Annotated in this window: 11 protein-coding genes and 1 pseudogene; 9 read left to right on the forward strand and 3 right to left on the reverse strand. The window is 69.2% G+C overall.

Features of this window, described 5'->3' with window-relative positions:
- The first annotated feature begins 199 nt into the window (after positions 1-199).
- Both NQ160_RS13490 and ychF read left to right on the forward strand, forming a co-directional pair.
- Positions 200-1270 (forward strand): hypothetical protein, encoded by a 1071-nt coding sequence (locus NQ160_RS13490; RefSeq protein ID WP_257515735.1) that lies wholly within the window; start codon positions 200-202, stop codon positions 1268-1270.
- A gap of 42 nt (positions 1271-1312) precedes the next feature.
- The gene (gene ychF / locus NQ160_RS13495) at positions 1313-2386 is read left to right on the forward strand and encodes a redox-regulated ATPase YchF (protein WP_257515736.1); all 1074 of its coding nucleotides are present in this window, start codon (positions 1313-1315) and stop codon (positions 2384-2386) included.
- A gap of 306 nt (positions 2387-2692) precedes the next feature.
- Here the strand turns inward: ychF and NQ160_RS13500 are convergent, their stop codons facing one another.
- Complete coding sequence (locus NQ160_RS13500) at positions 2693-3133, reverse strand: hypothetical protein (RefSeq protein ID WP_257515737.1); 441 nt, start codon at positions 3131-3133, stop codon at positions 2693-2695.
- A 325-nt stretch (positions 3134-3458) separates the two neighbouring features.
- On the opposite strand from NQ160_RS13500, the gene NQ160_RS13505 reads away from it, so the two are divergent.
- Together NQ160_RS13505 and NQ160_RS13510 are read left to right on the forward strand one after the other, a co-directional pair.
- Positions 3459-3869, forward strand: a complete 411-nt coding sequence (locus NQ160_RS13505; protein WP_257515738.1) for a GNAT family N-acetyltransferase — start codon at positions 3459-3461, stop codon at positions 3867-3869.
- 105 nt (positions 3870-3974) lie between these two features.
- Positions 3975-4841, forward strand: a complete 867-nt coding sequence (locus NQ160_RS13510) for an AraC family transcriptional regulator (protein ID WP_257515739.1) — start codon at positions 3975-3977, stop codon at positions 4839-4841.
- 51 nt (positions 4842-4892) lie between these two features.
- On the opposite strand, the gene NQ160_RS13515 is transcribed toward NQ160_RS13510, so the two are convergent.
- Positions 4893-5552 carry a Type 1 glutamine amidotransferase-like domain-containing protein gene (locus NQ160_RS13515; RefSeq protein WP_257515740.1) on the reverse strand — a complete coding sequence of 220 codons (660 nt, stop codon included), beginning with the start codon at positions 5550-5552 and terminating at the stop codon, positions 4893-4895.
- A 104-nt stretch (positions 5553-5656) separates the two neighbouring features.
- On the opposite strand from NQ160_RS13515, the gene NQ160_RS13520 reads away from it, so the two are divergent.
- From NQ160_RS13520 to NQ160_RS13540, 5 genes are all read left to right on the forward strand, one after another.
- Positions 5657-6346 carry an SDR family oxidoreductase gene (locus tag NQ160_RS13520; RefSeq protein WP_257515741.1) on the forward strand — a complete coding sequence of 230 codons (690 nt, stop codon included), beginning with the start codon at positions 5657-5659 and terminating at the stop codon, positions 6344-6346.
- A 12-nt stretch (positions 6347-6358) separates the two neighbouring features.
- The gene (locus NQ160_RS13525; protein ID WP_257515742.1) at positions 6359-6940 is read left to right on the forward strand and encodes an IMPACT family protein; all 582 of its coding nucleotides are present in this window, start codon (positions 6359-6361) and stop codon (positions 6938-6940) included.
- Between the two features lie 82 nt (positions 6941-7022).
- On the forward strand, positions 7023-7307 hold the full coding sequence (locus NQ160_RS13530) for a PLDc N-terminal domain-containing protein (protein ID WP_257515743.1): 285 nt from the start codon (positions 7023-7025) through the stop codon (positions 7305-7307).
- A 304-nt stretch (positions 7308-7611) separates the two neighbouring features.
- Positions 7612-8220 carry a hypothetical protein gene (locus tag NQ160_RS13535; protein ID WP_257515744.1) on the forward strand — a complete coding sequence of 203 codons (609 nt, stop codon included), beginning with the start codon at positions 7612-7614 and terminating at the stop codon, positions 8218-8220.
- Positions 8195-8497 (forward strand): hypothetical protein, encoded by a 303-nt coding sequence (locus NQ160_RS13540; protein WP_257515745.1) that lies wholly within the window; start codon positions 8195-8197, stop codon positions 8495-8497. The genes NQ160_RS13535 and NQ160_RS13540 overlap by 26 nt, the downstream gene beginning before the upstream one ends.
- Positions 8498-8536: 39 nt before the next feature.
- Here the strand turns inward: NQ160_RS13540 and NQ160_RS13545 are convergent.
- Positions 8537-8847 (reverse strand): annotated as a pseudogene (locus NQ160_RS13545) (squalene cyclase); the annotation flags it as partial.

Here is an 8847-nt window from a genome sequence, read left to right on the forward strand (position 1 = left end):
CGAGTTTCTCCGCCGCCCGCGGAAAGTGCAGCGCATCGGCGACGGCGACGAACCGCTCCAGGTGCGTGATGTTCACAGGGTGCCTTCCTCCGCCGGACGGGACCGGCAGGGTCCATTGTCTCAGCACCCGCCAGTGGACGTTGGCGGCCGCGCTCCCGCGCCCCATAGTCTTCTCACAGAGTGGAGCCAGGGGGGACCGATGACGACGGCGCAGGCCACGACGTACTTCGACACGACCGCGCTGGTCGAGCCGATCGACCGCAAGGCCGTGCGCAAGTTCGGCCGCGACCCGAGCACGGGAGACCGGGTGGCCTCGGGCTGCGGCACCGTGCTCGTCGTCGCGATCCTCGCGCCCTTCGTGCTGGCCTTCTTCGGCGGCGGCATCCTGCTGACGGGGTTCCTCGCCGCGACGGCGGGGCCTCGGGCTGCGGTGCCGGTGGGCGGGATGCTGGGGCTGTGGGTCCTGGTGATCATCGCCGGCCTCATCTCGGCGACGCTGCGCACCCGCACGGAGAACGAGCGCGCCTATCGCCTGCGCCGCTTCGCCGGCGCGAACAGCCTGGAGTACCAGCGGACGGAAGTGGTGGCCGACAAACCCGGCATGCTCTTCCCGCGCGTGCGCTCGCGGTATGCGCAGGACGTCGTGAGCGACGATCGTGCCAGGGCGATGGAGATCGGCAACATCCGCTGCGAGGGGCGGGCGCGGATCGGACGGACGCGGCGCTGGGGCTACCTCGCCCTGCGTCTGGACACCCCGCTGCCGCACATCGTTCTCGATGCGGTCGGCACCAACAGCCTGGGGGATTCCAGCCTGCCGGTCGGCTTCAAGGCTGCGCAGCGGCTCCGCCTCGAGGGCGACTTCGACCGCGTGTTCCGCCTCTACTGCCCTGCGGGCTACGAGCGCGACGCGCTGTGCCTGTTCACCCCCGACATCATGGCGCGCTTCATCGACAACGCCGCCGAGCTCGACGTCGAGATCGTCGACGACTGGATGTTCTTCTACCGGCGCGCCGACCTCGCCACCCTCGACCCCGCGACCTGGGAGTGGCTCGCAAGCGTGCGCGCCGCGATGACCGGCAAGCTGGCGCAGTGGGAGCGCTGGCGCGACGGCCGGGCCGAGACGGCGGGCGAGGACGGCATCCCGCTGCTGCGTCCTCCGCGCGGCGTCGCCGAGCCGGGCCGGCGCCTGCGTCGCACCCTGCCCTGGGCCACGATCGCGCTGGCTGCGGCGAGCATCGTCACGGTGTATCAGGCGCTCAGCGCCATCTGACCGGTCCGGCCCGGTGCCGCCCGCCGCGTAGACTCGATGCCCGTGGCTCTTACCATCGGAATCGTCGGACTGCCCAATGTGGGCAAGTCCACCCTGTTCAACGCTCTGACCAAGAATCAGGTGCTCGCGGCGAACTACCCGTTCGCGACGATCGAGCCGAACATCGGGGTGGTGAACCTGCCCGATCCGCGCCTGGACAAGCTCGCCGAGATCTTCCACTCCGAGCGCATCCTGCCCGCAGCGGTGTCGTTCGTCGACATCGCCGGCATCGTGCGCGGCGCCAGCGAGGGGGAGGGTCTGGGCAACCAGTTCCTCGCGAACATCCGCGAGGCCGACGCCATCGCGCAGGTCGTGCGCGGCTTCGCCGATGACGACGTCGTGCACGTCGAGGGCGCCGTGAACCCCAAGAACGACCTCGAGACGATCAACGCCGAGCTGGCGTTGGCCGACTTGCAGACCCTCGAGAAGGCGATCACCCGCTACGAGAAGGAAGTGCGCGGCAAGAAGGCGGAGCCCATCGTGCTCGAGACGGCGCTCGCCGCGAAGGACGCGCTCGAGCGCGGGCAGCTGCTGTCGTCGTCCGGCATCGACGTGACGCCGATCCGCGAGCTGGGCCTGCTCACCGCCAAGCCCTTCATCTACGTCTTCAACGTCGACGAGGCCGTGCTGACGGATGCCGCGCGCAAGGCTGAGCTCGAAGCGCTCGTCGCCCCCGCGAAGGCCGTGTTCCTCGACGCGAAGATCGAGTCCGAGCTCATCGACCTCGACCCCGAGGATGCCGCCGAGCTGCTGGCATCCACCGGTCAGGACGAGTCGGGCCTGGACCAGCTCGCCCGCATCGGCTTCGACACGCTGGGCCTGCAGACATACCTCACGGCGGGTCCCAAGGAGGCCCGCGCCTGGACGATCGGCAAGGGCTGGAAGGCGCCGCAGGCTGCCGGTGTCATCCACACCGACTTCGAGAAGGGCTTCATCAAGGCCGAGGTCATCTCGTTCGACGACCTGGTCGAGACCGGCTCTGTCGCCGAGGCCCGAGCGAAGGGCAAGGCGCGCCTGGAGGGCAAGGACTACGTCATGCAGGACGGCGACGTCGTGGAGTTCCGCTTCAACAACTAGGTCTTGACCGGGAAAGGGCTGGTTTGGCAGTGCGTAACTGCTGAACCCAGCCCTTTCCTTGTACCTAACCGCTGTGTGGGATTTCCGGGCGGTGTTTTCTGTGGCTGTGTCTTTCTCGTGTCTCCGAGTCTCGTGAGGGTCACTCACTGACCTGCGATTCGATTGATCGTGGCGAGAAGAGCTCTAAACGTCTTCTGTCCCTCCGGTGTGAGCCTGACCAAGGTGGTGCCGTAGCGATGCGCCATCGTGAGGAAGCGCTTTGGGGTGACCAGGGGCGCGTCGAGTTCGGTGTGGACCCTGCGTGCCTCAGCGTCGGATCAGCAGGATGATATAGAACGCCAACCAGAATGCCGGCGCGAGACCGGCGAAGAGGAAGGCTTCAGGGAAGGGGATCGTCTCCCCATGAGTGATGCCTCTCCAGACGGGGATGAGTAACCATACGGTGAAGGCCGCGATGACGATGGCCAGTTTGAAGCGAGGCTCGTTCGCTCGTGACAGGCGGCTTGCGGTCCAGTGATGTGAAGTGATTAGTGCGCAAAGGGTGGGAACGATTGCCCACCAAGGATGTCCGCTCAGCGCAATCAGCCCTGCAAGAAACGAACAGGCTACTGTTGCTGCGGTGCTTAAATGGTCACTGATCGAGAACTGTCGCCGCGGTCTTTTCGGGACGGCAGCGAGGAGCCGCCGAGCCTGATCGGGGGTGGTGATTTCTTGGTCTTGAGGATCAGTGGGGAAATGAGCGCTCATCCGTCAACGTTTGCCTCTGCTTGCAGTATTTGCAAGTAGAGGTTTCAGGAGAGTGTGCTTCTGCGCTTCCTCGCATCGCTCAGACGTTGCTCTGTTTCGGAACGTGGTGGAGTTCCGCTTCAACGTGTGACCTGGCTCCTTCATTCTCTTGGGCTTCTTGCCTCATTTTGGGCAGAGTTGACGGGTGAGCGACGCACGGATCAGACCAGTGCTGCATGCCCAGCTCCGGGCGACCGCCCCGCGTGCGGATGGCGTGCAAAGCCCCGCGTGGGAAGCGGCCGCGGATCACGCGGTCCCGGAGGACGTCGCGCGTCTCCTCGCCAGCGTGCCGGAGTGGTTCGGGCAGCCGGAATCGAACGCCGAGTACATCGAGGCCGCGCGAACCAAAGAGACGTGGACCGTACGCGCCGCCGACGGCTCGATCGTCGGCGTCACTCTGGTGGACCGGCACTTTCCGCACGTCGCGGAGATCCATCTCACCGTGGTCGATCGCGCGGCTCATGGCTCCGGCGTCGGAACGGCGATGCTCGCCGCCATCGAGGCCGATGCGATGAGCCGCGGGGTCCGCCTCCTCGAGGTGAAGACGCTCGGTCCGTCGCATCCGGATGCCGGGTACGCGCTCACCCGGCTCTTCTACGAGAAGCGGGGATTCCTCCCCCTGGAGGAGACTGACCTCTGGGGAGAGGCGACGCCGTGCCTGATCATGGTGAAGCCCCTCGGGTTGGGACCGCAATAGGGGATCCTCGCGTGAAAGTCCCTTCCGACCCGACAGAACCGGGCCGCACAAGTCGGGCGCCGCGCTCCGGTGCCGGCGAGAGTGGGTGCAGAAGGGGGAGTCGCTGTGATCGAGATCCTCAACCGCCTCATCGATGCGATCGAAGACGGCCTCGATGAGGACCTGGACGTCGACGCGCTCGCCGCGGCGATGGGAACGACGGGCTACCACGCACGCCGCATGTTCTCGTCGCTGGCAGGCATGCCGGTGTCCGAGTACGTGCGGCGGCGTCGCATGACCGTCGCGGCGGCGGACGTGGTGGGCGACGAGGAACTGCTCACGATCGCGGTTCGGTACGGCTACGCCTCGGTCGAAGCGTTCGGCCGGGCGTTCCGCTCGGTCCACGGCGCCAGTCACGGCGACGTCCGCCGCCATGGCGGCCCCCTTCGGAGTCAACCCCACCTCAGGTTCCGCCTGACCGTCGAAGGGAGCACCCCCATGGATGCCGGCATCATCGAACGACCCGCCTTCCGCCTGATCGGACACGCCGCCCGCGTGCCGCTGATCCATGACGGGGTCAACCCGCATATCCAGCAGCACATCGCGTCGCTCCCGCCCGCAGCGCACGAGCGCTTGAAGCAGCTGAGCGGCGCCGAGCCGGCGGGACTGCTGCAGGTCAGCGCCGATGTCGACCCCGACTACACGGAGGGAAGCGAACTGACGTATCTGCACGGCGTGGCGGTCGATGCTGCTGCCCCCGTGCCGAACGACCTCGACGCCATCGACGTCGAGGCGGGGCAGTGGGTGGTCTTCCGGGCGGCGGGTCCCTACCCGGCCGCGCTGCAGCAGGCGTATGCCGCATCCGCCACGGAGTGGTTCCCCTCGAACCCGTGGCGGCTGCGTCCCGGTCCCTCGATCGTTTCCGTGCTCGATCGCGCGCCTGACTTCACCGAGGCCACCTGCGAACTCTGGCTGCCCATCGAGCGCGCCTGAGCTCTGGTGCGCACGCTCGGCCGGTCACCGGGATCCAACGGTGGGCGCGGCTCACGCGAGCCGCGCCCAGCGCCCCTCCGAAATGACGTCGGTGATCCCGTCTACGACCCGGATCGCGGTCTCGTCATCCATGACGTAGGCGGGGACGCCGATCGCCGCGGCCCACCGCTCGGCGGCATCCATCGTGTTGGTGGGGAAGACGTCGAGGTGCGGGAAGATCGAGAAGTCGACGACCCCCAGCGCCGTATCGTCCGGCGCCGACGGCCACTCGACGAAGAAGTCACCGATCCGCGGGGTCAGCACCATGCTGCCGGCGCTCACCCCGACCCACACCGTCTCGGAGAGGGACGGGAGCAGCTCGGTCAGTCCCGACTCGCGCATCCAGTGGGCGAGGTAGGTCGCGTCACCGCCGTCGACGAGCAGCACGTCGGCGCCGCGCACCCATTCCTCCCAGCGCTCCCGCTGAACGGTGGGCGGCGCCGTCAGCTCGAGCAAGCCGACCGACCGCCAGGGGAGCGAGGTCATCCCGCCCGATGGCGGCATCCCGCTGACGAAGCTGCGGGCCGAGACGGGTCCGCACAGCGGATGCCCCCACTGGGCGGTGGGGATGCAGAGGGCGGAGGAGTCCTCGATGTCCTTGCAGAGCAGGCCGACGAGTGCGGCGCGGATGCTGTCGTTCGTGACCCCGCCGGATGTGAGGAGAAGCTTCATTGTGGCTCCCGTCGAGAGGTGGATGCCGATGCTACGTCGGGTGCGCCGGTGCGCCCAGTGCGCCCAGTCCCTGCCGTGGTCCGTCGGCGTGGGACGATGACGGTATGTCTGTGCACTTTCTCACCGGCGCCGGCGCCGGCATCGGCGCCGCCCTCGCCGCGCGCCTGCAGGCACGTGGCGACGATCTCATCCTGCTCGCCCGCAGCGACGCCCGTGCGGCCGAGCTCGGCGAACGGTTCCCCGCAGCGCGCACCGTCGTCGCCGACCTCTCGGCTCCGGGCGAGCTGGCCGCCGCGGTCGCCGCGCAGGAGCTCCCCACCCGGCTGGACTCGCTGATCCACGTCGCGGGCGTTGTCGACCTGGGCCCGGTGGCCGAGCTCACCGTCGCGAAGTGGTCGTCGCAGCTCGACGTGAACCTCGTCGCGCCGGCCGAACTGACACGGCTGCTGCTGCCCGCGCTGCGCGCGGCGAAGGGTCAGGTGGTGTTCGTGAACTCCGGCGCGGGTCTGCGTGCGGCGCCCGAGTGGGCGGCCTACGCGGCGTCCAAGCACGGGCTCAAGGCGCTCGCCGACAGCCTGCGCGCTGAGGAGGCCGCGCACGGCGTGCGGGTGTCGTCGGTGTACCCCGGGCGCACGGCCACGGCGATGCAGGAGCGCGTGCACGAGCAGGAAGGGCGCGACTACGACCCGGCCGCCTTCATCGATGCGGGCTCGGTCGTCACGAGCATCCTCACCGTGCTCGACCTGCCGCGGGACGCGCAGATCCCCGACCTGACGATCCGACCGGGCGTCTGACCCCGGCTGCCCATGCCGTTCACCCTCGCGGGACCCGTCCACAGCGAACTGCTCATCAAGAAGAGCCGCTTCCTGGGGTGCGTCGAACCGGTGGCCGGGCGCGAGCAGGCCGTGGCCCGCGTGCAGGAGCTGTGGGCCGAGCATCCGGATGCCCGCCACATCTGCTGGGCGCTGATGGCCGGCGGCCACTCCGCCGCCAACGACGACGGCGAGCCCAGCGGCACCGCCGGCCGCCCCATGCTCGAGGTGCTGCGCCACCAGGAGCTCGAGGGCGTGCTCGCGACCGTCGTGCGCTACTTCGGCGGGGTGAAGCTGGGCGCGGGTGGCTTGGTGCGCGCGTACACGGATGCCGTGGCGCAGGCGCTCCTCGGCGCCGAGCGCGTGCCGCTGATCCGCACGCGGGTGTTGCAGGTGACCGTGCCGTACGCGTTCGAGGGCGCCGTGCGCCGCGAGCTCGACGCGCACGGTGCCGTGCTCGAGCAGGTGCAGCATGGCGTCGACGTCGCGCTGACCCTGGAGGTGCCCGAGGACCGGGCGGAAAGCCTGCGCAGCCAGGTCGACGACGTCTGCCAGGGCCGGGCCGAGTGGGCCTGAACGGCCGCAGGGAGGCGCGATGACCACCCAAGGGCTAGCGTGGGTCGGGAGCGGAGCCGCTCGCTGACCGGGGGAGATGAAGATGGCCAAGAAGACGGACGTGCAACTGCCTGACCGCGCCAAGGAGGCGCTGGGAGTCGCCAAGGAGGCGGTGGGAGTCGCCACGGTAGCGCGGGGGTTCGGCAAGGTGGCGCTGGGGCTGCTGGGTGTGGTGCAGGTGGCCTTCGCCTTCCTGGCTTTCTGGGACCTGGCGTGGCGGGACGGCGACGACGTGCGCGGCCCGAAGCCCGTCTGGGTGCCCGTGATCCTGATCAACTGGATCGGCCCGGCGGCGTACTTCCTCGCCGGCATCCGCCACAAGCGCTGAGGCGTCCGCGCACACTGGCGGGCTGACTCCCGCGCGTCTGTAACTCCTCAATACCGCGCGGATCCGGCTGCTTTCGGGCCGTTTCCGGCCCATCCGTGCCCGTTCTTGAGGAGTTGGCGCACGGCTGACGGCAGGCGCCGCCCCGCCCGTGGCGCGCAGCGCCGTGGAAGTGGCGTACAGTAGACATCGATAGGCGGATTTCTCATCCGTCTCGCCCCGGCCGCGTGGTAACGGTCGGGGCTTTCTCTTTGCCTGGACGCCGGTGGGCAAAGCCGTGCGCCTCGGCATCCGATAGCGTCGGACGATGACGCCCGACGAACACCGCTTCAATGCGCTGATCCTGATGTTCGCCAACCTGCAGCGGCTGATGGTCTTCCACAACTCCCTCGCCATGCGCGACGGACGGGAGATGGACCCGGCCCTGCGGGAAGAGCTGACCTCACGCCTCGACCTGGTCGGCCAGGTGCTCGAACGCGCCAGCGAGGCCAAGGCCGTGAGCGAGGCCGACGCCGCGGCGGTCGCCCCGATCGTCCCGTACCTGCAGCGCGAAGTGCGCACCCTGCTCGACACCCCGGTCGACGCCGACCTCGGCACGCAGGCCGCCCTCGGTGCGGCGGAGGTCTACGCCTCGATGTGGATCGATGAGGGCACCATCCAGATGGGGAAGGTGTTCGACCGCCCGCAGTGGGTGGACCGGTCGATGCAGAACAAGCCGATGTTCTTCGCCCTGCAGAACCGGGCGAACGCGGCTGTCGTCGCCGCCGCCAAGGGCGAGTACTCCGACGAAGTGCTTGCCGACATCGCGGACCACGCGCAGGCGGCGCGCAGGAACCGCGCGCAGGCGCTGTCGCAGGTCGACGGCCTGCCGATCATGCTCGACGGACGGGATGCCCGCGAGCCCTCCCGTGCCTGAGGGCGAGCGCGCCCGCCGTGCGGCGGGCCAGGCTCTCGAACGACTGCTGTTCGAGGAGGACCCGCTCCATATCTGCTGCGACGGCGCGAACATCGACGAGTACCGACCCGAGGCGCAGACGATCGCCGCGAGGATGGATGCCGCCGTCTCGCTGGAAGACACGCTGACGATCATCCACGAGGAGTTCGTCATCTGGTTCGGCCACGACACCGCCGGCCCGCGCCGACGCTACCGACGCATCGCAGAACGCACCTGGGAGCTGTGGCGGGACCGCTGACCGCCGAGTGCGGAAGATCGGATGCCACAGCGCGGCCGATCAGGCGACTGCGGCGTCCCACCAGTCGAGCACGCGGGTGCCGGCGAGGGTGAGCCATTTCGACGGCTCGCCCTCGCCGGCATCCACGTCGAACCAGGTGCGGCCGGCCAGGGGAGTGGTTTGCAGCCACGTGCCGTCCGGCTGGCGTGCGTCGCGCACGACCGCCACGGCATCCGCCATGCGGGGATCGGGCGCGCGGCCCTCATGCAGTGCGACGTCGCGGAAGTGGTCCAGCGCCGTGAGGGCGCTGTAGCGGTGGCGGGAGGGGGCGACGAAGCGCGTGGTGAAGTCGCCCACCGGCTCGCCCGTGC

The organism is Microbacterium sp. zg.Y909, assembly GCF_024626565.1.

Coding starts and splice junctions, on each gene's coding strand:
- NQ160_RS13490 (WP_257515735.1), top strand. CDS start 200: ATGACGACGGCGCAGGCCACGACGTACTTCGACACGACCGCGCTGGTC.
- NQ160_RS13500 (WP_257515737.1), bottom strand. CDS start 3,133: ATGAGCGCTCATTTCCCCACTGATCCTCAAGACCAAGAAATCACCACC.
- NQ160_RS13515 (WP_257515740.1), bottom strand. CDS start 5,552: ATGAAGCTTCTCCTCACATCCGGCGGGGTCACGAACGACAGCATCCGC.
- NQ160_RS13520 (WP_257515741.1), top strand. CDS start 5,657: ATGTCTGTGCACTTTCTCACCGGCGCCGGCGCCGGCATCGGCGCCGCC.
- NQ160_RS13525 (WP_257515742.1), top strand. CDS start 6,359: ATGCCGTTCACCCTCGCGGGACCCGTCCACAGCGAACTGCTCATCAAG.
- NQ160_RS13530 (WP_257515743.1), top strand. CDS start 7,023: ATGGCCAAGAAGACGGACGTGCAACTGCCTGACCGCGCCAAGGAGGCG.
- NQ160_RS13535 (WP_257515744.1), top strand. CDS start 7,612: ATGACGCCCGACGAACACCGCTTCAATGCGCTGATCCTGATGTTCGCC.
- NQ160_RS13540 (WP_257515745.1), top strand. CDS start 8,195: ATGCCCGCGAGCCCTCCCGTGCCTGAGGGCGAGCGCGCCCGCCGTGCG.